Annotated in this window: 16 protein-coding genes; 13 read left to right on the top strand and 3 right to left on the bottom strand. The window is 64.6% G+C overall.

Annotated features, from left to right (window positions below):
• The first annotated feature begins 13 nt into the window (after positions 1-13).
• Complete coding sequence (ubiE, locus tag AC1VWL_RS06280; RefSeq protein ID WP_282270503.1) at positions 14-778, top strand: bifunctional demethylmenaquinone methyltransferase/2-methoxy-6-polyprenyl-1,4-benzoquinol methylase UbiE; 765 nt, start codon at positions 14-16, stop codon at positions 776-778.
• A 518-nt stretch (positions 779-1,296) separates the two neighbouring features.
• The gene (locus tag AC1VWL_RS06275; RefSeq protein ID WP_482986128.1) at positions 1,297-3,231 is read left to right on the top strand and encodes a M1 family metallopeptidase; all 1,935 of its coding nucleotides are present in this window, start codon (positions 1,297-1,299) and stop codon (positions 3,229-3,231) included.
• A gap of 271 nt (positions 3,232-3,502) precedes the next feature.
• Here AC1VWL_RS06275 and AC1VWL_RS06270 read toward each other — a convergent pair whose 3' ends face one another.
• Entirely contained in the window at positions 3,503-4,816 is a 1,314-nt protein-coding gene (locus tag AC1VWL_RS06270) for an acetamidase/formamidase family protein (RefSeq protein ID WP_482986127.1), read from the bottom strand.
• Between the two features lie 171 nt (positions 4,817-4,987).
• On the bottom strand, positions 4,988-5,614 hold the full coding sequence (locus tag AC1VWL_RS06265) for a TetR/AcrR family transcriptional regulator (protein ID WP_481615637.1): 627 nt from the start codon (positions 5,612-5,614) through the stop codon (positions 4,988-4,990).
• A gap of 81 nt (positions 5,615-5,695) precedes the next feature.
• Here AC1VWL_RS06265 and AC1VWL_RS06260 point away from each other — a divergent pair, with 81 nt between their 5' ends.
• The 3 genes from AC1VWL_RS06260 to AC1VWL_RS06250 all read left to right on the top strand — a co-directional run bounded on the left by AC1VWL_RS06260 (position 5,696) and on the right by AC1VWL_RS06250 (position 8,444).
• Entirely contained in the window at positions 5,696-6,784 is a 1,089-nt protein-coding gene (locus AC1VWL_RS06260) for an MBL fold metallo-hydrolase (protein ID WP_482986126.1), read from the top strand.
• A 290-nt stretch (positions 6,785-7,074) separates the two neighbouring features.
• Positions 7,075-7,809 (top strand): hypothetical protein, encoded by a 735-nt coding sequence (locus tag AC1VWL_RS06255; protein ID WP_482986125.1) that lies wholly within the window; start codon positions 7,075-7,077, stop codon positions 7,807-7,809.
• Positions 7,810-7,874: 65 nt separating this feature from the next.
• Positions 7,875-8,444: an HAD family hydrolase gene (locus AC1VWL_RS06250; RefSeq protein WP_482986155.1), complete on the top strand. Its 570-nt coding sequence runs from the start codon at positions 7,875-7,877 to the stop codon at positions 8,442-8,444.
• 262 nt (positions 8,445-8,706) lie between these two features.
• On the opposite strand, the gene AC1VWL_RS06245 is transcribed toward AC1VWL_RS06250, so the two are convergent.
• On the bottom strand, positions 8,707-9,639 hold the full coding sequence (locus AC1VWL_RS06245) for a carbohydrate kinase family protein (RefSeq protein ID WP_282271521.1): 933 nt from the start codon (positions 9,637-9,639) through the stop codon (positions 8,707-8,709).
• A 275-nt stretch (positions 9,640-9,914) separates the two neighbouring features.
• Here AC1VWL_RS06245 and AC1VWL_RS06240 point away from each other — a divergent pair, with 275 nt between their 5' ends.
• The 8 genes from AC1VWL_RS06240 to AC1VWL_RS06205 all read left to right on the top strand — a co-directional run bounded on the left by AC1VWL_RS06240 (position 9,915) and on the right by AC1VWL_RS06205 (position 20,165).
• On the top strand, positions 9,915-10,961 hold the full coding sequence (locus AC1VWL_RS06240; protein ID WP_005419402.1) for a rod shape-determining protein: 1,047 nt from the start codon (positions 9,915-9,917) through the stop codon (positions 10,959-10,961).
• Between the two features lie 156 nt (positions 10,962-11,117).
• Positions 11,118-12,254 (top strand): rod shape-determining protein MreC, encoded by a 1,137-nt coding sequence (gene mreC / locus AC1VWL_RS06235; protein ID WP_296250934.1) that lies wholly within the window; start codon positions 11,118-11,120, stop codon positions 12,252-12,254.
• Positions 12,251-12,736 carry a rod shape-determining protein MreD gene (mreD, locus tag AC1VWL_RS06230; protein WP_282271525.1) on the top strand — a complete coding sequence of 162 codons (486 nt, stop codon included), beginning with the start codon at positions 12,251-12,253 and terminating at the stop codon, positions 12,734-12,736. Before mreC ends, mreD begins: the two co-directional genes overlap by 4 nt.
• A gap of 2 nt (positions 12,737-12,738) precedes the next feature.
• Positions 12,739-14,835: a penicillin-binding protein 2 gene (mrdA, locus tag AC1VWL_RS06225; RefSeq protein ID WP_482986124.1), complete on the top strand. Its 2,097-nt coding sequence runs from the start codon at positions 12,739-12,741 to the stop codon at positions 14,833-14,835.
• Positions 14,832-15,938: a rod shape-determining protein RodA gene (gene rodA, locus AC1VWL_RS06220; RefSeq protein ID WP_282271529.1), complete on the top strand. Its 1,107-nt coding sequence runs from the start codon at positions 14,832-14,834 to the stop codon at positions 15,936-15,938. The genes mrdA and rodA overlap by 4 nt, the downstream gene beginning before the upstream one ends.
• 467 nt (positions 15,939-16,405) lie before the next feature.
• Positions 16,406-17,542 (top strand): lytic murein transglycosylase B, encoded by a 1,137-nt coding sequence (gene mltB / locus AC1VWL_RS06215; RefSeq protein WP_482986123.1) that lies wholly within the window; start codon positions 16,406-16,408, stop codon positions 17,540-17,542.
• Complete coding sequence (locus AC1VWL_RS06210) at positions 17,539-18,858, top strand: septal ring lytic transglycosylase RlpA family protein (RefSeq protein ID WP_482986122.1); 1,320 nt, start codon at positions 17,539-17,541, stop codon at positions 18,856-18,858. The genes mltB and AC1VWL_RS06210 overlap by 4 nt, the downstream gene beginning before the upstream one ends.
• Before the next feature lie 92 nt (positions 18,859-18,950).
• Positions 18,951-20,165: a D-alanyl-D-alanine carboxypeptidase family protein gene (locus AC1VWL_RS06205; protein WP_482986121.1), complete on the top strand. Its 1,215-nt coding sequence runs from the start codon at positions 18,951-18,953 to the stop codon at positions 20,163-20,165.
• The last annotated feature ends 778 nt before the right edge of the window (positions 20,166-20,943 follow it).

The following is a 20,943-nucleotide window of genomic DNA, read 5'->3' as shown; positions in this document are numbered from 1 at the left end:
GATAATCGACGCCATGAGCGAATCCCCCTACAAGACCGGCACCACCCACTTCGGCTTCCGCGATGTACCGGCCAAGGACAAGCAGAAGCTTGTCGGCCAGGTGTTCACTTCCGTGGCCGACAACTACGACCTGATGAACGACCTGATGAGTCTGGGTATTCATCGGCTGTGGAAGCGCTACTTCGTCGCTACCGCGCAGGTGAAGCCGGGCGACCGCGTGCTGGATCTGGCCGGCGGTACCGGTGACATCGCCGTGCTGCTGAAAGAGCGCATCGGCGCCGAGGGCAGCGTGGTGCTGGGCGACATCAACGCCGGCATGTTGTCGGTGGGGCGCGACCGTCTGACCAACCGCGGCCAGGTATCGGGCTTCGAGTGGGTGCAGCTCAATGCGGAGGCGCTGCCGTTCCCGGACCAGAGCTTCGACCTGGTGACGATTTCCTTCGGCCTGCGCAACGTGACCGACAAGGAAGCCGCGTTGCGCGAGATGTACCGCGTGCTCAAGGTAGGCGGGCAGGCGCGCGTGCTGGAGTTCTCGGAAGTGACCGTGGATTGGTTCAAGCCTGTCTACGATTTCCATTCGTTCAAGGTGCTGCCGAAGCTGGGCAAGCTGTTCGCGCGCGGTGATGCCGACAGCTACCAGTACCTGGCCGAGAGCATCCGCAAGCACCCGCCGCAGGAAGAGCTGAAGGCGATGATGAGCGAGGCGGGTTTTGGCCGCTGCCATTACAAGAACCTGAGTGCGGGGATTGTGTCGATTCACTCCGGTTACAAGCTTTGAGGCTTGCTTGCTGGGTGGATTGAGGAAAGGCGGCCATTGGCCGCCTTTTTCGTATGCGGGTGGTGGTGCTGGTTGTTGGTTTTGCCTTTTGCCTTTGCCTTTGCTGGTAAGGCCCCTGCCGAGCATGGCTCGGCACTACATGGGACGGCCGGTCTTGCCTCTGCATTAGCCCTTCTCCCGCTCGCGGGAGAAGGGTTGGGATGAGGGGCGCTTTTGCTCTTGCTGGTAAAGCTCCTGCCGAGCATGGCTCGGCACTACATGGGACGGCCGGTCTTGCTTCTGCGTTAGCCCTTCTCCCGCTTGCGGGAGAAGGGTTGGGATGAGGGGCGCTTTTGCTCTTGCTGGTAAAGCCCCTGCCGAGCATGGCTCGGCACTACCTTGGCCCTCGAGCGGGAGCTGATTCACGCATTCCGGCAGCTTCCGCAAAGCCTGCGGGGTGCCGCTTGCCGCACCGCCGCATCCGCCACGGTCTTTCGGGTTTAAAATCAGCGGTTATCCCCTGAACCGGTTCCAGATCAATGCGTTCTTCGTTCCTGATGCTGCCCCTGGCCGTGGCGCTCGTCGCCGGCTGTGCCAAAGAACCCGCAGCCCCCACCGTCGACCCCGTCGCCCAGAAGCCCGCCGCCGCCGTGAATACCGTCAGCCGCAGCCACGATGAAAGCTCCTACGCTGAACCCGAGAAGGTCGTCATCAAGGACGTGGCGCTGGACCTGAAGGTCGATTTCGACGCCAAGCAGATCGGCGGCACCGCCACCTATACGCTGGAGTGGAAGGACAAGGCTGCCAAGCAGCTGCTGCTCGATACCCGCGAGCTCAGCGTTGAAAAGGTCGAGGCCCTCGCCGCCGATGGCGCCGCCACCCCGCTGCAGTTCGTGCTGGCGCCGGCCGACAAGGTGTTCGGCAGCAAGCTGAGCATCGAAACCCCGGCCCAGCCGACCTCGGTGCGCATCACCTACCACACCGCGCCGACCGCTTCCGGCCTGCAGTGGCTGGAGCCGTCGATGACCGAGGGCAAGAAGCTGCCCTTCATGTTCAGCCAGTCGCAGGCGATCCACGCCCGTTCCTGGGTGCCGTTGCAGGACACCCCGAGCGTCCGCTTCACCTATAGCGCGCACGTCACCAGCCGCCCGGACGTGATGGTGCTGATGAGCGCCGACAACGATCCCAAGGCCGCACGCGATGGCGATTACGCCTTCAAGATGCCGCAGCCGATTCCGTCCTACCTGCTGGCCATCGCTGCTGGCGACCTGGTATTCGAGCCGATCTCCGAGCGTTCCGGCGTGTGGGCCGAGCCGACCATGGTCAACAAGGCCGTCAAGGAATTCGAAGACACCGAGAAGATGATCGGTGCCGCCGAGAACCTGTATGGCGAATACCGTTGGGGCCGTTACGACATGCTGGTGCTGCCGCCGTCGTTCCCGTTCGGTGGCATGGAAAACCCGCGCCTGACCTTCGCTACCCCGACCGTCATCGTTGGCGACAAGTCGCTGGTGTCGCTGGTCGCGCACGAACTGGCGCATAGCTGGTCCGGCAACCTGGTGACCAACGCCAGCTGGAAGGACATCTGGCTCAACGAAGGTTTCACCACCTACGTGCAGGGTCGCATCACCGAAGCGCTGTATGGCGCCGAGATGGCCGAGATGGAGCGCGAGATCGACCAGACCGACCTGCTCAACGAAGTGAAGGACATGAGCCCGGCCGACCAGGCGCTGGCACTGCCGCCGCTCAATGAGCGTGATCCGGACGATGCGCTGAGCCAGGTGGCTTACGTCAAGGGCGCATGGTTCCTGCAGTTCCTGGAGCAGCGTTTTGGCCGTGCGGTGTTTGATCCGTTCCTGCGTGGCTGGTTCGACGACCATGCCTTCCAGAGCGCCAACACCGACCAGTTCGTCGAGTACATGAAGAAGAACCTGCTGCCGAAGAATCCGACGGCGGTCACCGATGCCGAGCTGAAGGCATGGCTGGAAGAGCCGGGCATCCCGGCGTTCGCCAGCAAGGCCCGTTCGCGCAACTTCGCCGTGGTCGACACCGCACGCATCGCCTTCCTGGGCAGCGACGCGCTGCCGAACAACCAGGTGACCCGCGAGTGGAACACCCAGGAATGGGTGCGCTTCATCGATGGCATGGGTGAGAAGCTGCCGGTCGAGAAGCTGGCGCAGCTGGACAAGGGTTACCACTTCACCGGTACCCCGAACGGCGAAATCGCGATGCGTTGGTACCCGCTGGCAATCCGCAGCGGCTACACCGATGCACAGGCTGCTGCCGGCGAGTTCATCCAGAAGGTCGGCCGTCGCAAGCTGGTGCTGCCGATCTACGCTGAACTGCTGAAGACGCCGGAAGGTCTGGCCTTCGCCAAGGACGTGTTCGCCAAGGCCAAGCCGGGCTACCACCCGATCACCACCGCCTCGGTGGAAGCGATGATCGCCAAGGCGGAAGCTGCGCCGAAGCAGTAATCGGTTGTAGCGCGGGATAAGACAACGGCGGGCGCAAGCCCGCCGTTGTTGTTTGTGCTGTTGTTGCTTTGCTTTGCTTTGCTTTGCTTCGCTTCGCTATTGCTTTTATGCCGTCATCCTCGCGAAGGCGGGGATCGCTCTTTGCTTTGGCTTTTGATCTAAGCCAAAGCAGAAGCAAGAGCAAAAGCAAGAGCGATTCCCGCCTTCGCGGGAATGACGGCATCCAGGGCAAAGTCCAAAAGCCAAAACCAAAAGCCAAAATCAAGGGCCTTTAGTTTCCAGCCTTCCCCGCAACAACCGGCAATCCCTTCAACACCGACTTATCAATCTTCGCCGCCACTCCGACACTGCGGCCAGCAAGATTGACCACGCTGTACTGCACCGCCACGCCCAGTACCTGGGTAGCCTGCGACATATCGAGTCCATGGGACTGGCGCAGCCACTGCAGCATCCCCGACGTCGCCAGCCGCAGTGCATCGTCACTGGAGCCTGCCTGCCCCAGCGTCATGATCTGCGTCGGCGATTCCACGCGTGGCGTGGCGATGGACTGCTTCTTGATCAGTTCCACTTTCAGCACCGCGTCCAGCGATGTCTCCAGCGCCCATTGGCTGGTCTCACCGTCGCCCTGCAGGGCGTGACCGTCGCCGACGTACAGCAATGCGCCGGGTTGCTGCACCTCCAGGTAAACCGTGTTGCCTTCGACCACGGCGTTGAAATCCATGTTGCCGCCGAAGTCGCTGGTGTCGCCGGTGGAGAACGGCGGATAGCCAAAGCCCGGTGCCACCGCGAGACCGCCGAGCATCGGCTTGACCGGGATCTCGAAGTGCTTCAATGCACCGCTGGCCCCTTGCGGGCGGGCCATGCCGCGTACGCGGTCCAGTTCCCAGCGCACCGGCTTGCCCAGCGTTGCGGTCTCGGTGGCGATGCGCGGTGTCTTCAGTCGGCCAACGATGCCGTCGAGGCTGTCGGCGTAATCGCGGTTGAGTTTCAGCGAGCTGATGGTGATTGCCAGCGTGTCGCCGGGCTCGGCACCGGCGACAAAGAACGGCCCGACCTGCGGGTTGCCGAACAAGGCCCGGGTGATGCCGTGTTCGTCGACGCCACCGGAATCCAGGGTTTTGGTCCGCACCGAATCGCCAGGCCAGATCACCAGCGCCGGCGCGCGGTCGGCGCTGAAGGTATTGGAGTAATCGCTGGGCGTGAAGTCGTGCAGGCGCGGTGCCTTGTCCGGCCGCGCTGGCACCCGCCAGGCGCTGAAATCATGCGTTGCACGCGCGCTGCGGTTGTTGGTGTCCGGCTCGTCGCTGCGGCCCTGCATGCGGCTGCCATCGATGCGGCCATCGTAGTGATAGACCTGGCCGTCGCTGCCGGTGGCGGTGAACTTCAGCTGCGCGCCGTTCAAGCTGCCGCTGATCGGGTCGCCCCCCAAGGTTCCGCTGACACGCGTGCCTTGCACGTCCAGGTCCAAGGTCTGCCTGGCGCTGTTACCCCATAGGTCAGTGGCCAGTATCCATTGGTCGGCGGCGAGGGCGTGGAGCGGTAGTACGGACAACAACAGCGAAGACCATTTCAGTGAGGTGCGCACGTTGCGTGTGTCTGCGAAGGGCCCGGTGGGCGTGTTCGCGGAGTGTACGAACGGGCAGGCTGCCGTCGCAGTGTCAAAGGTAACTACATCTGTAGTCAACCTGGTCGTTCGTGCGGCGGGGGATGATTCCTGCAGCAGGCTGCTGGCTGCCGGAGTGGGCGTGCGCTGCACTCAGGGCGTGAGCGCGCGCACCGCCAGGAACATGTCCACGCAGTCGTGCATCACCCGCTGCTGCGCGCTGGCGTCCAAGGGCGTGGCACCCATCGCGATCTGTGGCCAGAACGCGAACGCCTTGACCATGCCCTGCAGCTGGTGGGCGGCGTCGGCCGGGGCGATGTCGTCGCGCAGGCGGCCGTCGGCCTGTGCGGCGCGGATCCACGTGGTCAGGCCTTCTTCCTTCTCGGCCAGCTTGTCCATCATCACCCGTGCCCGTTCCGGTGCATGCACCAGCTCGGCCATGGCCACTCGCGACAGGTCGATGAAGCTGGCGTCGCTGAGCAGGCGCAGTTTCTGCGCGACGAAGGCCAGCAACTGCTCGCGCAATGGCCGGGCCGGATCGTAGGCCAGCGCGTCCAGCGATTGGCTGGCCTCCCACAGCTGCCAGAGGATGGCGGTGAACAGCTCGTCCTTGCTGGCGAAGTGGTTGTAGACCGTGCGCTTGGACACCTCGGCGGCGGCGGCGACGCGGTCCATGCTGGTGCCGGCAAAGCCCAGTTCGCGGAACTCGGCCACTGCCGCGCGCAGGATGGCTTCGCGTTTGCGGTCGGTCAGGCGGAGAGGGCGCTTGGCGTCGGTCATCCGCTCATTTTACACCGTTCAGTTTACTTTCCTTGAGATGGAAGTAGACTCGCCAGTGTACTTTTACCGGCAAGCCCAGCCATGAAGCGTCGCCTGCCTCGTTTCCTTCTCCCCATTACGGTGTTGATCGCCATGTCCATTGGCTTGTTGACCTGCGGTGCGCATCCCGCCGCTTCCTATGACCAGTCGCCGCAATACGGCGAGGGGCGTTTCCACAACGTGGCCAAGCAGGCCCCGCTTGGTTTCGTGCGTGGCGTGAAGGTGTGGTGGCGCTTCCTGTTCGACAAGCCGGCCGATGCCACCCCGCAGGTGGCGATTCCGGTGCATGCCTTGACCCGGCAGGCGCTGCTGGACGCGCCGGACGATAGCCTGTGGCGGCTGGGCCATTCGACCATGCTGATGAAGCTGGACGGACACTTCTGGTTGACCGATCCGGTGTTCTCCGAGCGGGTGTCACCATTCTCGTTCATGGGGCCGAAGCGCTTCCATGCGCCGCCGTTGTCGATCGAGGAATTGCCAGAGATCACCGGCGTCATCATCTCGCACGACCACTACGATCACCTCGACCATGACGCGGTGTTGGCGCTGGCGCCGAAGGTGCGGCACTTCGTCACCGCGTTGGGCGTGGGCGATCGCCTGCTTGCCTGGGGCGTGCCGCAGGAGAAGATCACCCAGCTCGACTGGTGGCAGGAAACGCGAGTGGAAGGCTTGAAGATCGCAGCCACGCCTGCACAGCATTTCTCCGGTCGCGGGCTGTCCGACGGCAACCGCACCCTGTGGGCATCGTGGGTGATCGATACCGGCCGCACGCGGATCTTCTTCAGTGGCGACAGTGGCTACTTCGACGGCTTTGCGAAGATCGGTGAGCGCTATGGCCCGTTCGATCTGGCGATGGTCGAGACCGGTGCTTACGACGAACAGTGGCCCGGCGTGCATATGCAGCCGGAGCAGAGTCTGCAGGCGCACCTGGATGTACGCGGCAAGGTGATGATGCCGATCCATAACGGTACGTTTGACCTGGCTTTGCATCCCTGGACCGAGCCGTTCGAGCGGATTACCGCACTGGCGGCGGAGCAGGGCGTGGAGCTGACCGCGCCGCAGATGGGCGAGCGTCTGGATATCCGTGCGCCTGCGCCTTCAACGTATTGGTGGCGGGTGGGCGGGGAGTGAGGGCTGCGGTGGTAGTTGTTGCCGTTGATGTTGCTGTTGCTTCCAGTGCCGTCATTCCCGCGTAGGCGGGAATCGCTCTTGTTGTTGCCCTTGCCTTTGCATTTGCTGTTACGCGAAGCCAAAGAGCCAGAGCGATTCCCGCCTGCGCGGGAATGACGGCTTAAAGGCAGGGCAAAGCAAAAGCGCAGGCAAGCGCGAATGCAGAAAAGGATCGTGCCTCCCAATCACCAACATGCTCTAAAGTGAAGCCCATCGCGCTCACCACGCGCCCCGTTCACTGGAGCTGTTTGATGAAACCCCTGATCCTCGGCGCCCTTTGCGTCTTTGCCCTGACTGCCTGCAGCAACCCGGAGGCCGAGCGCCAGCAACAAGAGGCCGCCGCCGCCCAGGAGCGGGCCAAGCGCGAAGCGGACGCCGAAGGCATCGGCAAGCTGTACGACGCGGCGATCACCGCCACCGATTGGGAGAAGGCACGCATCCACGGTGCCGCCTTGCTCGATCAATTCCCCGATTCGGAAACCGCCAAGCGCATCGAGCCGGGTTTTGCCGAAGTCCGGGAGAAGGCGGCTGCGGCCAGCGAGCTACGTCGCATGCAGGCCTTGTGGAATTACAACCAGGTGCCGGTCAAGGGCGGTACCCAGCGCTCGGCGGCGATCTACAGCAAGGACCGCGTGGAAGTGGACAGCACCGGCGCCAAGCAGGTGAACCTGGTGTTCCGTGATCACCCGGAGTGGAAGCGCCACGCCTATCTGGTGCTGCAGTCCAGCGACTTCGCCAAGGCCTGCTACCGCGCCTGCCAGGTCAAGGTCAGCGTCGATGGTGCGCCGGCCCGCAACATGGCCGCGCATCGCCCGGATACCGATGAGGCCATTGCCATGTTCATCGATGACAACCGCGGCCTGTGGCGGCAGGCACGCAAGGCCAAGGTCATCGAGATCGAGTTCCCGGTGCTGGCCGGTGGCACCCGCAAGGCGGTGTTCGAGGTTGGCGGGCTGGATGGCAGCCAGATGCCGAACTGGGATTGAGGTCGGTGCTCGCTGATACGGCGGGGCGTTGCGACGTCGCCGCCAGCCGTCATTGGGTGTTCGACATGGACGGCACCCTGACCGAGCCGGTGCATGACTTCGAATTGATCCGGCGTGAGCTGCAGATCCCATCCGGCGCGGACATTCTTGAGCATCTGGCCAGCCTGCCGGCGCAGCAGGCTGCTGACAGCCATGCCTGGCTGATACAGCACGAGCGGGAACTGGCCGAAGCGTCGGTCGCGGCGCCGGGGGCGGTGGCCCTGATCCGCGCGCTGCATGCCGATGGGTGCCGCTTGGGCATCCTTACCCGCAATGCGCGTGAGCTGGCCGAAGTGACCCTGACGGCGATTGGCGTGGCGGAGTGCTTTGCCGTCGAAGAAATCATCGGCCGCTGGGAAGTGGAGCCCAAGCCGTCGCCGGCTGGCCTGCAGTTCTTTGCCGAGCGTTGGCAGGTGTTGCCGGCGCAGATGCGGATGGTCGGGGATCATTACTACGATCTCGCCACGGCGAAAGCGGCGGGTGTGCCGGGGGTCCTGGTCAATGTGCCGGATGATCCGTGGCCGGGCATGGCGCAATGGCAGCTGCGTGACTGTGCGCAGTTGCTGCAGCAGTGGCGGGCTGGAGAATCCCGGTAGAGCCGAGCCATGCTCGGCTGGGGCGTTACCGGTAAAGCCACTTGTAGGAGCGGCGTAAGCCGCGAAGCTGGCATGCCATCAGATTGCCCAATTCACCTGCAATCCAGCATCACCAGCTTCGCGGCTTACACCGCTCCTACAGATGTCATGCGGCCTACGTATGGCCGGGAAGGCCTCTGCCGAGCATGGCTCGGCACTACGGTGTCGCGAGGAATGGTCAGACGCCATCACACAAAAAAAACGGCGCCGAGGCGCCGTTTTCTTAGAGGCCGTAGCCGAATTGCTGCTTGAACTGGTCGTTGAACTCGGCGAAGTCGAAGCGCTGGTTCTGCGTGCCTGGGTGTTCCACCTTCAGCGCGCCCATCAGGTTGCTCATGCGGCCGACGGTCAGCCAGTCCATGCCCTTCTCGATACCGAAGATCAGGCCGGCGCGGAAGGCGTCGCCACAGCCAGTCGGGTCGACCACGCGGCGCTCGTGCGCCGGCGGGATGTCGAAGCTCTTTTCCGGGGTGTGGATGATGGCGCCGCGCGGGCCCTGGGTGGTGATGTAGGCCTTGGTCCGGGCGACGATGTCGGTCTCGCTCCAGCCGGTGCGCTGCTGCAGCAGGTTGGACTCGTAGTCGTTGACCACCACGTAGTCGGCCTGCTCGATGAACTCGCGCAGTTCCGGGCCGTTGAACAGCGGCAGCGCCTGGCCCGGGTCGAAGATGAAGGGAATACCGCATTCCACGAACTCGGCGGCGTTCTGGATCATGCCTTCGCGGCCGTCCGGGGCAACGATGCCGAAGGTGACGCCCGGCACGTCGCGCACGTGGTTCTCATGCGAACGCATCATCGCGCCCGGGTGGAAGGCGGTGATCTGGTTGTTGTCGTGGTCGGTGGTGATGAAACACTGCGGGGTGAACATGTCTTCCAGCACCCGTACCTGGCTCAGGTCGATGCCCATGCGCTCGAAGTGCTCACGGTACGGGCCGAAGTCCTGGCCCACGGTTCCCATCGGGATCGGGCTGCCGCCCAGCAGCTTCAGGTTGTAGGCGATGTTGCCGGCGCAGCCACCCAGTTCGCGACGCATGCGCGGCACCAGGAACGACACATTCAGGATGTGCACCTTGTCCGGCAGGATGTGGTTCTTGAACTGGTCCGGGAACACCATGATGGTGTCAAAGGCAAGGGAACCACAGATCAAAGCGGACATTGCGAACAGGCCTATACGTAAAAGGAAAAAGCCGCCGCGCACGCGCAGTCGACCCGGCGCGACTGCGCGCCAAAGTGCGTAAGGTTACCGGCTGCGGCGGCCCACGGCCACAAGCAAGGATGTACCGCAGCTGCCCGGAGTGGTTGAAAGCCCAGAATTCACTAGGATTTTCCTTGCTCGGGCGGGGGTGGGTTGATAGGCTAACTGCCCTCATTTTCTGCCCATTTTTTCGCCAACCGGCGTGGGCGCGACACCCCCTCAGGATCACTTCCCAGATGTTCAAGAAGCTGCGTGGCATGTTCTCCAATGACCTGTCCATTGACCTGGGCACGGCCAACACCCTTATCTATGTGCGCGGCCAGGGCATTGTGCTGAACGAGCCGTCGGTCGTGGCCGTGCGTCAGGACCGTGCCATCGGTGGCACCCGCTCGGTGGCTGCCGTCGGCGCCGAGGCCAAGCAGATGCTCGGCCGTACCCCGGGTCATATCACCACCATCCGCCCGATGAAGGACGGCGTCATCGCTGACTTCACCTACACCGAGGCGATGCTCAAGCACTTCATCAAGAAGGTGCACAAGTCGCGCGTGCTGCGCCCCAGCCCGCGCGTGCTGGTCTGCGTGCCGGCCGGCTCCACCCAGGTGGAGCGCCGCGCCATCAAGGAATCGGCCGAGGAGGCCGGTGCACGTGATGTGTTCCTGATCGAAGAGCCGATGGCTGCTGCGATCGGTGCCGGCATGCCGGTCACCGAGGCGCGCGGTTCGATGGTCATCGATATCGGCGGTGGCACCACCGAAGTTGCGGTCATCTCGCTGAACGGCATTGTCTATTCGGCGTCGGTGCGTATCGGCGGCGACCGTTTCGACGAATCCATCACCAATTACGTGCGCCGCAACCACGGCATGCTGATCGGTGAAGCCACCGCCGAGCGCATCAAGGTGGAGCTGGGCTGCGCCTACCCGCAGGCGGAAGTGATCGAGATGGAAATCTCCGGCCGCAACCTCGCCGAGGGCGTGCCGAAGATGATCAAGATCAGCTCCAACGAAGTGTTGGAAGCCCTGCACGAGCCGCTGTCGGGCATCGTCTCGGCGGTCAAGCTGGCCCTGGAGCAGACCCCGCCGGAACTGTGCGCCGACGTCGCCGAGCGCGGCATCGTGCTGACCGGTGGCGGCGCCCTGCTGCGTGACCTGGACCGCCTGATCTCCGAAGAAACCGGCCTGCACGTGCAGGTGGCCGACGATCCGTTGACCTGCGTTGCCCGCGGTGGCGGTCGTGCGCTGGAGCTGGTGGACATGCACGGCAACGAGTTCTTTGCGCCGGAGTGATCCGCAGGGAACAGGGGCTGGGGAATCGGTAACGGGGGGCAGAGTGCCCTGCAGCGCGTTCCGCTCTCCAGCATCCATTTCCCGGAACCCTCGGCGTGACGCCAGTCGCGCCGTTTCCATACCTGATTCTTCCTTTCCCATTCCCAGCCTTCTGTCGTGCCCCCTTACGCCGGTCCTCCCGTAGCCTCCCGTCAGGGGGATGCCAGCAGCACGCTGCGTCTGCTGGCGTACCTGGCCTTGGCCATCACCTTGATCGTGCTCGACGACCAGGGCGGGTGGATGTCGCGCCTGCGCGCCCAGGCCAATGTGCTGGTGCAGCCGATCTGGGCCCTGGCCGGTGTGCCGGGCCGGGTAGGGGCGTCGGTCAAGGACAACGCGGCCAGCCATAACCAGCTGGTCAGCGAAAACCGCGAGCTGCGCAACCAGCTGCTGATCGCCAACGCGCGCCTGACCCGCCTGCAGACCGCGGCGCTGGACAACGCACAGCTGCGCGAGCTGCTCAACGTGGCCGAGCGCAATGGCCTGGACGTGCAACTGGCGCCCATCCTCGATATCGACCTGGATCCGGTCAAACAGCGCCTGGTGCTGGATTCGGGCAGCCGCGCCGGCGTGCATGTCGGCCAGGCAGTGATCGATGCCGGTGGCCTGATGGGCCAGGTGATCGCGGTGACGCCAGCGCATTCGACGGTGCTGTTGCTGACCGATCCGGACCATGCGGTGCCGGTGGCGGTGGCACGCAATGGCGTGCGGCTGATTGTCTACGGCCGTGGCGACCGGCTGGAACTGCGTGATATTCCGCTCAGCGCGGGCGTGGAAGTGGGCGATGAGATCGTCACTTCCGGTCTGGGTGGGCGTTTCCCGGCCGGATTCCCGGTCGGCAAGATCCTGAAGCTGCGTCCGGACGACACCCACGCCTTCCTGGTCGGCGAACTGGAACCGGCGGCCAAGCTGGACCGTGGCCGCAACGTGCTGCTGCTGCGTTCGGTACCGGCGCTGCCGCAACTGCCCGACAGCACTGTCATCGAATCGGCGCCGGAAGCCGCGGCCGCGGGCGGTCCATCCGCCGCCCCGGTCAACCGCATGGGCGCGCCGGCTGCCGTTGTTCCTGCCAGCGGCAACGCCAGCACCCCTCCGGCTGCGGCGGCCACGCAGGCCCCGGCCAGCACGCCAGCGACCGAGCCGGCAGCGGCAGGCCAGGCACCCGTCCCGGCGACAACGCCAGCCAACGAATCCGCAAGCCCGGCAACACCAGTGACCACTGACAACCCGACCCCGCCGCAGGTGCGCCCATGAGTCGCCTGCGCACCAAGGGCTGGGTGATGCCGGTCAGTTTCGTACTGGCCTTGCTGCTGGCGCTGATTCCGCTGCCCGAACTGCTGTTGCCGGCGCGTCCGTATTGGCTGGCGCTGGTGCTGGCCTACTGGGTGATCGAAACCCCGGACAAGGTTGGATTGGGCTTCGCCTTCTGCATTGGCCTGCTGGCCGATGTGATGTTTGGCGGCATTCTGGGTGAGCAGGCGCTGCGGCTGGTGGTGATGGCCTTCATCCTGCAGCGCTTCCGTGCGCGCATCCGTTTCTTCCCGCTGTCGCAGCAGGCCTTGGCGATGGGCGGGCTGCTGTTCAATGACCGCGTGATCGATGCTGCCATCCACCTGCTGGTGGGCGAGCCGATGCTGCCGTGGAGCTACTGGGTGGCACCGCTGCTGGGCATGGCCTTGTGGCTGCCGCTGTATGTGCTGCTGGATGCGGTGCGGCTGGGCAAGCGCGGGCGCTGACGATGGCGCCGCGCCGCCAGCACAAGAACACGCATGCGGAGGCCGAGCAGTTCCGGCGGCGTGCCGCGATCGGCTTCCTGGGTGTGCTGCTGACCCTGGGTTTCCTCGCCGGCTGGTACTTCAAGCTGCAGGTGCTGGACCACGACATCTACGCCACCCGCTCCGAGGCCAACCGCATCAAGGCGCGGCCGGTGGTGCCGGGGCGTGGCCTGATCTACGACCGCAACGGTCGCCTGCTGGCCGAGAACGTGCCTGCCTTCCGCCTGGACGTGACCGCCGACAAGGTCGCGGACATGGATGCCACCCTGGCCGGGCTGCAGAAGATCTTCTCGCTCAGCGAGGAGGACATCGAGCGCTTCAAGCAATCGCGCAAGGCGCGCCGTGGCTTCATGCCGGTGACGTTGAAGCTGCGGGTCAGCGACGACGAGATGGCGCGCTTCGCCGTGGATCGCTGGCGCTATCCGGGCGTCGAGCTCGAGCCCTACCTGACCCGGCGCTATCCCTACGGTGATCTGTTCGGCCACATCATCGGCTACGTCGGTCGGGTCGATGACAAGGACCTGGAAGAACTGGGCGAGGGCAATGCAGCGCTGACCCACATCGGCAAGTCCGGGCTGGAGCGTTTCTACGAGACCCAGCTGCGCGGCAAGATCGGCTACGAGCAGGTCGAGACCAATGTGCAGGGCCGTGCGATCCGCACGGTCGGGCGGGTGCCGGCGCAGTCGGGCACCGATCTGCGGCTGTCGATCGATGCCGACCTGCAGCGCGCCATGGTGGCGGCGTTCGGCGAGCAGGAAGGCTCGGCGGTGGCGATCGATCCACGCACCGGCGAAATCCTGGCCATGGTCAGCCTGCCGTCGTTCGATCCCAATCTGTTCGTCAACGGCATTTCCCACGCCGATTTCAAGCTTCTCAACGAGAACCCCTCACGGCCACAGTTCAATCGATTGGTGCTGGGCGGCGTGGCGCCAGGTTCGACGGTGAAGCCCTTCCTCGGCCTGGCCGGCCTGGACAGTGGTTTGCGCAGGCCGGAAGACAAGATCCTGTCGCGCGGCATGTTCTACCTGCCCGGCGTGAGCCGTGGCTGGGGTGACGCCAACCGTGGCGGCCATGGCTGGACCGACCTGCGCAAATCCATCTCGCAGTCGGTCAACACCTATTACTACCAGCTCGGTATCGACATGGGCATCGAGCGCTATGACGACTACATGGGCAACCGCTACGGCTTCGGCCAACCCACCGGCATCGATCTGGCCGGTGAGATCGGCGGCATCCTGCCGTCGCCGGCAGCCAAGCTCAAGGCCAACAAGGAACGCTGGTATCCCGGCGATACGGTCAATGCCAGCATCGGCCAGGGCCTGTGGAAGGTGACGCCGCTGCAGCTGGTGCGCGGGGTTGGTGGCCTGGCCACCGGCCAGTTGCGCACGCCGCATCTGGTGATGGAGCAGCGCGCCGGTTTCGACCACGATTGGGCGCCGACGCAGCAGCCGGCGAGCAGGCCGATAAGCCCCAATCCGGCCAATGTGCAGGCAGTGCGCGAGGGCATGATGGGCACCATGCAGCCCGGCGGCAGTGGCTGGCGCGTGGCTGCCGGTGCGCAGTACCGCATGGCGGGTAAGACCGGTACCGCGCAGGTCATCAGCCGCAAGGGCACGGCTGCGTTGAACCCGCGCAGCCTGCCGATGCACCTGCGCCATCGCGCGCTGTTCGTTGGTTTCGCACCGGCCGAAGAACCGGTGATCGCGATTGCCATCGCGGTGGAAGGCGGTGGCTACGGTGGTTCGGCCGCCGCGCCGATCGCCCGCAAGGTGTTTGATGCCTGGTTGCTTGGGGTGATGCCCGAAGGCTTGCAGCCGCTGGATGCCGAGCGCGGCACGGTGGCGGTGGGCGTGGCGACCTTCGATACCGAAGATGCCAGCTGGCGCGCGCGCGGTGAGCTGGTAGCACCGCAGTTCGCCGATCTGCCGATCATGGTTGGTGCTCCGGCACCGCTGCCAGGCACGCCGCCGCAGCCAGTGCCCGAGGCGCTGCCCGGTGTTGCGCCGGCAGCTGCACGTCCGGCGCTGCCGGCGTCAACCTCAGCGGAGGTGCGCCGATGAGGGATTTCCTGCGCTGGGCGTTGGAGATGGGTCAGCGCCTGACCCGTGGCCTGGACTGGCCGTTGCTGTTTGCCTTGCTCGCCTTGATGGTCATTGGCCTGTCGGTGCTGGACAGCGCCGGTGGCAGTGGCCTGGTGATGGCGCAGGGCGCGCGCTTCGCGGTGGGCCTGGTGGCGATGTGGGCGATCTCGCGGGTGTCGATCCTGCGCATCCGCGCGTGGACGCCGATGATCTATGCCTTGTCGATGCTGCCACTGCTGGCGGTGTTCGTGCTCGGCACCGGCAAGTACGGACGGCAATGGTTGAACCTGGGCCTGTTCTACCTGCAGCCGGCCGAGTTGTTGAAGGTCAGCCTGCCAATGATGGTGGCCTGGTATCTCAACCGCATGCCCTTGCCACCGCGTATCCCGGTGGTGCTGGTGGCAGCGGTGATCATTGGTGTGCCGACCGGGCTGGTGATGTTGCAGCCCGACTTCGGTACCGGCGTGCTGATTGCCGCCAGCGGTGCCTTTGTATTGTTGCTGGCCGGCCTGCCGTGGTGGTGGGTGGGCGTGGGCGTGGGCGGTGTCGCCGCGGCCGCGCCAGTGGCCTGGTTCTGGCTGCTGCGGCCGTACCAGAAGGACCGCATCATGATGTTCCTCGACCCGGAGAGCGATGCGCTCGGTGCGGGTTGGAACATCATCCAGTCCAAGATCGCCATTGGTTCCGGTGGGCTCACCGGCAAGGGCTGGGGCTTGGGCTCGCAGTCGCACCTGAACTTCATTCCCGAACAGACCACCGACTTCGCGTTCTCGGTACTGAGCGAGGAGTACGGCTGGATCGGAGTGGCGGTGGTGCTGGCCTTGTATCTGTTCGTGATCGGCCGCTGCCTGTGGATCGCGGTGGATTCGCGCGATACCTACTCGCGGCTGCTGGCGGGCGCGACCGGTCTGGCGTTCTTCGTCTACATCCTGGTCAATGGCGGCATGATCTCCGGCCTGTTGCCGGTGGTGGGCGTGCCGATGCCGTTGATCAGTTACGGCGGTACCTCGGCGGTGTCGTTGCTGGCCGGCTTCGGGTTGGTGATGGCGGTACGTGCGCACCGGCCGGTGCACGGCGGCTAGCGCAATGCTGTTGCGTCGATCGTCCATTTATCCGCGGCAATATTGTGAGCTTTGATCCAGATCAAACACCTGGCTTTACCAAACCTTCACACTACGCCCCGTCACCGGCGCGCTGTCCGCGCTGTGACTGCCGGCTCGCCGTATGGGGCAGTTGGCAGGTTGGCATCTGGCGGGATGACGGGGGGAGCCGTCGTCCCGGGTCCCCCGGACGCTGACGCGAGTGTCGGTCATCTCAGCGGGATGGGGAGATGACCGACGCTCCTTTTTTTGCCTGGCCGGCTTGGCCACGATCCTTTCCGGGCCAGATTGCCGGTCCACAATCGGCGGCATCGCCTTGCCTATTCATCGAATAGCGTGAATCCGAGGGGCTTCGGTGCGGATCGGCGTAGCGTATTTTTCGCTTCAATCCTGTTGTGTTTCATGGTGTTATTGCAGGAAATTCATCTTTGACCTGCTAATCTCGCCCGATGATTAGACGCGCCCTGGTTTGTTGCCTCACCCTCGGCATGGTTGCCTGCGCAACCCAGCCGAAGACTCCTGCACCTCTGCCGGCCCCGGCGGAAACTCCGGTCAAGCCGAGTACCGGCCCGGCCGAAGCCGTACCCGAGGCCAAGACCGCGTTGCCGCCGGTCGACCTGACGCCGGTGCCATTCGAAACCGCCCGCGCCAACTTCGTGCGCGATACGGCGGCCAAATACGGCATCGACCCGGCCTATATCGAAAGCACCCTGGCGCAGGCGCAGATCCGCGAACCGATCATCGCCGCGATGTCGCGTCCGGCCGAGCGGGTCAAACCGTGGAACGAATACCGGCCGATGTTCATCACCCAGGCCCGCATCGACGGTGGTCGTGCCTTCCTGGCCGAGCACCGCGATGAGCTGATGCGGGTGCAGGAACGCACCGGCGTGCCCGCCGAAGTGATCGTCTCCATCATTGGTGTGGAAACCAGCTACGGCCGTAATACCGGCAACCACCGCGTGCTCGACGCGCTGTACACGCTGGCCTTCAAATACCCGCGTACCGGCGACCCGGCCAAGCTCGAGCGCGAAGTGCGCCGCGAACTGTTCTTCCGCGACGAGCTGGCCAAGCTGTTCGAGCTGAGTGCGCTGGAGAAGCTCGACATCACCACGCTCAAGGGCAGTTACGCCGGGGCGATGGGCATGGGCCAGTTCATGCCGTCCAGTTACCTGGACTTCGCGGCGGACGGCAATGGTGATGGCCGGCGTGACCTGTTCAACAGCTACGACGACGTCTTCTCGTCTATTGCCAATTACTTCGTCAAGAAGGGCGGCTGGATCCGTGGCGGCACCGTGGCAGTACCAGCGACGCTGCAGGCCGGCTTCGAGGAATTCAATCCCACCGACTGGACCCCGACCTATACCGTCAGCGAGCTGGCGGCACGTGGCTACCAGCCGGTCACCCCTGTGCGTGCAGTCAATGCCAAAGCCACCCCGGTGACGCTTGAAGGCAGTGAGGGCAAGCAGTACTGGCTGGGCTTCCAGAACTACTACGCGATCACCCGTTACAACATCTCCAAAATGTACGCGATGGCCGTGTTCCAGCTGTCCCAGGCCATCGCCGGCAAGGAGCTTCCCCCGGCATGAACATCAAGTGGCTGGTCCCTGCGTTGATCGTGCTCGGGCTGGCCGCCTGCAGCAGCGCCCCCAAGAAGTCGTCATCCGGTACAGCGGGTGCCAGCTCGGCATCGCGGCCGGCGACGGTGGTGCACGGGCGCGGCAGTGCACGCGGTGAATGCCCTGAGGGTTCGCCTTATGCCAAGGCGCAGGAAGACCTGTCCACCCGTGGCAACTACACCGCTGGCGGCCTGTACAAGCCCGGTGTAAGCGACTCCACGCCGAGCTATATACCCAATGTGGACTGCATTCCCGAGCCGGTGGTGACCAACGAGGCGCGCTCGGCGGTCGGCAATCGGTCGCCGTATACGGTGCTGGGCAAGCAATACCAGATCATGGACCGTGTCGATAACTACGTGGAACAGGGCACCGCCTCGTATTACGGGCAGAAGTTCCACGGCCGCCTCACCTCCAACCGTGAGGTGTACGACATGTACGCCTTCACCGCCGCGCACAAGACCTTGCCGCTGCCGAGCTTCGCGCGGGTGACCAACCTGGACAACGGCGAGTCGGTGATCGTGCGGGTCAACGACCGCGGGCCGTTCCACGAAGGTCGCGTCATCGATCTCAGCTATGCCGCCGCAGTGCGGCTGGGCATCACCCAGCGCGGCACCGGCCGGGTCGAAGTGCATGGCCTGACCCCGGGCAGCGAGAACCTGCAGGCCTCCGGCGACAGCCGTCGCGCCCGTCGTGAACGGGCTGCGGCGACGGTAGCCGCCGCAGCGCCGGCACCGCGGCCAGCAGTGGCGAGCCCCAGCCGCATGGACCAGCTGGTCGAGAAGCTGCCCGCCGCACCGGCACGCCCGGTTGCCGGCAATGCCGACCATTTCGACGCCTGGATGAAGGACAACGGCGTGCGTGTCGCTACCGGTCGCCCGGCGACCACCAGTGCTGCCAGCACGGCAGCTGCACCGGTGAGTGTCCAGGCGCTTCCCGCAGCGTCGGAACTGCTGCAGTTCACGCCGCCTACGGCCTCGGCTTCGGCCGCAGCGGCGAGGGCTGCGGCGGGTCCGCCACCGAAGACCGTACCGGCCGATCCCGCCGCGCGCGCGCTGGGCTCGATCCTGTTGCAGGTGGCCAGTTTCTCCAGCCGTGACAATGCCGCGCGGGCCTTGGGCCAGCTGGCGTCAGCGGGTATCGTCGGTGCCAGCCTCAGTGACATCGTCAGTGGTGGCCGCACCCTGTGGCGCCTGCGTGTACCGGCCAGTGACAGCAGCAATGCCACGGAACTTGCCGGACGTATTGCCGGTCTTGGGTTTGGCCTGCCGCAAGTGGTCCGCGATTAACCCCAGCACACCGGGGCGCCGCCAGCTGGCCGGTGTCGCCCTACAATGACTCCCCGAATTTTTCTTCCTCGTCCATCAGGAACCGCTGTCCGATGAAATTCCGTTTTGCCGCCGCTGCACTGGCCACCACGCTCGTCGTGGGTCTGGCCTCCGCCCAGACGCCCACCCCGACGCCCACGCCTGCACCGGCCGCAGCTGCTGCTCCGGCGCAGGTGGCGACGCCGCCGGCCCCGGTTCCGACCACCGCCACGGCATGGGTGCTGATGGATTACGCCACCGGCCAGGTGCTGGCGGGCGAGAACATCCATACCCCGCTGCCGCCGGCCAGCATCACCAAGGTGATGACGTCCTATGTGCTGGCTGCGGAAATGAAGACCGGCAAGATCAAGCCGGACGACCCGGTGATGATGAGCGAGCGCGCCTGGCGCGAAGGCGGCGCAGGCACCGATGGCAGCTACAGCGGCTTCCCGGTCAACCAGACCGCGCGTCTGGAAGACATGGAAAAGGGCATGGCGATCCAGTCTGGCAACGACGCGGCAATCGCGCTGGCCGAACATGCTGCCGGCAGCCAGGAAGCGTTCGCGGCGTTGATGAACAGCTACGCTGCCAAGATCGGCATGAAGGATTCGCATTTCGTCAACGCACATGGCCTGAACGCCGAGGGTCACCAGTCCAGCGCCTATGATCTGGCGCTGCTGGGCCGCGCTTTCGTGCGCGATTATCCGGAGACGTATGCGTACAACAAGATCAAGGAATTCACGGTAGGCAAGATCACCCAGCCGAACCGCAACCTGCTGTTGTGGCGTGACCAGAGCGTGGACGGCATCAAGACCGGCCACACCTCGGCGGCCGGTTACTGCCTGTTGAGCTCGGCGCAGCGCGGTGACCAGCGTCTGGTCGCGGTGTTGATGGGTGGTGCATCGGAGAAGCAGCGTGCTGATGACAGTCTGGCGCTGTTGAACTGGGGTTTCCGTTTCTTCGAAACCCATCGCATGTATGAGCCGGGCAAGGCGGTGACCACGCAGCATGTGTGGAAGGGCGCGGCCGATGAGGTGCAGCTGGGCGTGGCGCAGCCGATGCTGGTGAGCGTGCCGCGTGGCCGCTACAACGATCTGAAGCCGTCGATGGACGTGCCGAAGCAGTTGGTGGCGCCGATCACTGCAGGTCAGCAGATTGGTACGGTCAAGGTGTCGCTGGATGGCAAGGTGGTTGCCGAGGCGCCGCTGGTGGCTGTGCAGGCGGTGGAAGAGGGCGGTTTCTTCAAGCGTCTGTGGGATGCCTTCATGATGTGGTGGAAGTCCGAGTAAGGGCTTTCACCGGCTGAAAAGCCGAGCGGCGTTGCGGTGTTCTGTCGACTGGAGTTCCAGTCGATGGGGCGCAGCAACGCCGCTTTTGTTTTGTCTACGAAGTGGCGCAGCTCCGCTCCGACCCTTTACCAAGTGCAGCTTCGCCCCCTCCCTTTGCCGCAGGCAAGGGGAGGGCTGGGGAGGGGTAGCTTTAGCCGTTGCCATTGCCGTTGCCGTTGCCCTTGCTGTTGCTTTGGACGTTGACCCACCGGGCCCCTTCCGCAGCGACGGAGCCAGTGGGAAGAACCCGAAGGGCGACGTGCATGGATGCACGTCGTTTTTCGCCACGACAGGGATGTCGTGTCGAAAAATCCCGCTGGCGGAGCGGACCTGGAGCGCGCAGCGCCGAAGGCGGGCGAAAGCTCTGCTCTAGCTCTAGCCATGGCAACTGCAACTGCCAAGGCTTTCACTCCCCTTCGGGGAGCGAGTTACTTTTCTTTGCTTGTGCAAAGAAAAGATAACCAAAAGAAAGCACACCCTGCCTCCGCGCCCACGCCGCTGCGCGACGTGGGTTCACTCCGCTGGCAGGATTTTTCGACGATACATCCATGTCTCGTCGAAAAACGACGCACATCCGTGTGCGTCGCCCCGTTCGGGGTCTAGTCTGCCAGCTCCGTCGCTGCGGAAGAGGCCCGGTAAGTCAAAAGCTGTAGAGCAACGGCCGGAGCCGAAGCCGAAGCAAAAGCTGTGGAGCAGAAGCGCCCTCACCCCAACCCCTCTCTGTCTCTTATACACATCT

Source organism: Stenotrophomonas sp. STEN063, assembly GCF_056854515.1.
Note: the sequence above shows the minus strand (reverse complement) of the source record. Positions and strands in the feature narration are given on the sequence as shown.

Bases quoted from the DNA above. Each gene is read 5' to 3' on its own strand.
- ubiE (WP_282270503.1), top strand. From the start codon at position 14: ATGAGCGAATCCCCCTACAAGACCGGCACCACCCACTTCGGCTTCCGC.
- AC1VWL_RS06275 (WP_482986128.1), top strand. From the start codon at position 1,297: ATGCGTTCTTCGTTCCTGATGCTGCCCCTGGCCGTGGCGCTCGTCGCC.
- AC1VWL_RS06265 (WP_481615637.1), bottom strand. From the start codon at position 5,614: ATGACCGACGCCAAGCGCCCTCTCCGCCTGACCGACCGCAAACGCGAA.
- AC1VWL_RS06260 (WP_482986126.1), top strand. From the start codon at position 5,696: ATGAAGCGTCGCCTGCCTCGTTTCCTTCTCCCCATTACGGTGTTGATC.
- AC1VWL_RS06255 (WP_482986125.1), top strand. From the start codon at position 7,075: ATGAAACCCCTGATCCTCGGCGCCCTTTGCGTCTTTGCCCTGACTGCC.
- AC1VWL_RS06250 (WP_482986155.1), top strand. From the start codon at position 7,875: ATGGACGGCACCCTGACCGAGCCGGTGCATGACTTCGAATTGATCCGG.
- AC1VWL_RS06245 (WP_282271521.1), bottom strand. From the start codon at position 9,639: ATGTCCGCTTTGATCTGTGGTTCCCTTGCCTTTGACACCATCATGGTG.
- AC1VWL_RS06240 (WP_005419402.1), top strand. From the start codon at position 9,915: ATGTTCAAGAAGCTGCGTGGCATGTTCTCCAATGACCTGTCCATTGAC.
- mreD (WP_282271525.1), top strand. From the start codon at position 12,251: ATGAGTCGCCTGCGCACCAAGGGCTGGGTGATGCCGGTCAGTTTCGTA.
- mrdA (WP_482986124.1), top strand. From the start codon at position 12,739: ATGGCGCCGCGCCGCCAGCACAAGAACACGCATGCGGAGGCCGAGCAG.
- rodA (WP_282271529.1), top strand. From the start codon at position 14,832: ATGAGGGATTTCCTGCGCTGGGCGTTGGAGATGGGTCAGCGCCTGACC.
- mltB (WP_482986123.1), top strand. From the start codon at position 16,406: ATGATTAGACGCGCCCTGGTTTGTTGCCTCACCCTCGGCATGGTTGCC.
- AC1VWL_RS06210 (WP_482986122.1), top strand. From the start codon at position 17,539: ATGAACATCAAGTGGCTGGTCCCTGCGTTGATCGTGCTCGGGCTGGCC.
- AC1VWL_RS06205 (WP_482986121.1), top strand. From the start codon at position 18,951: ATGAAATTCCGTTTTGCCGCCGCTGCACTGGCCACCACGCTCGTCGTG.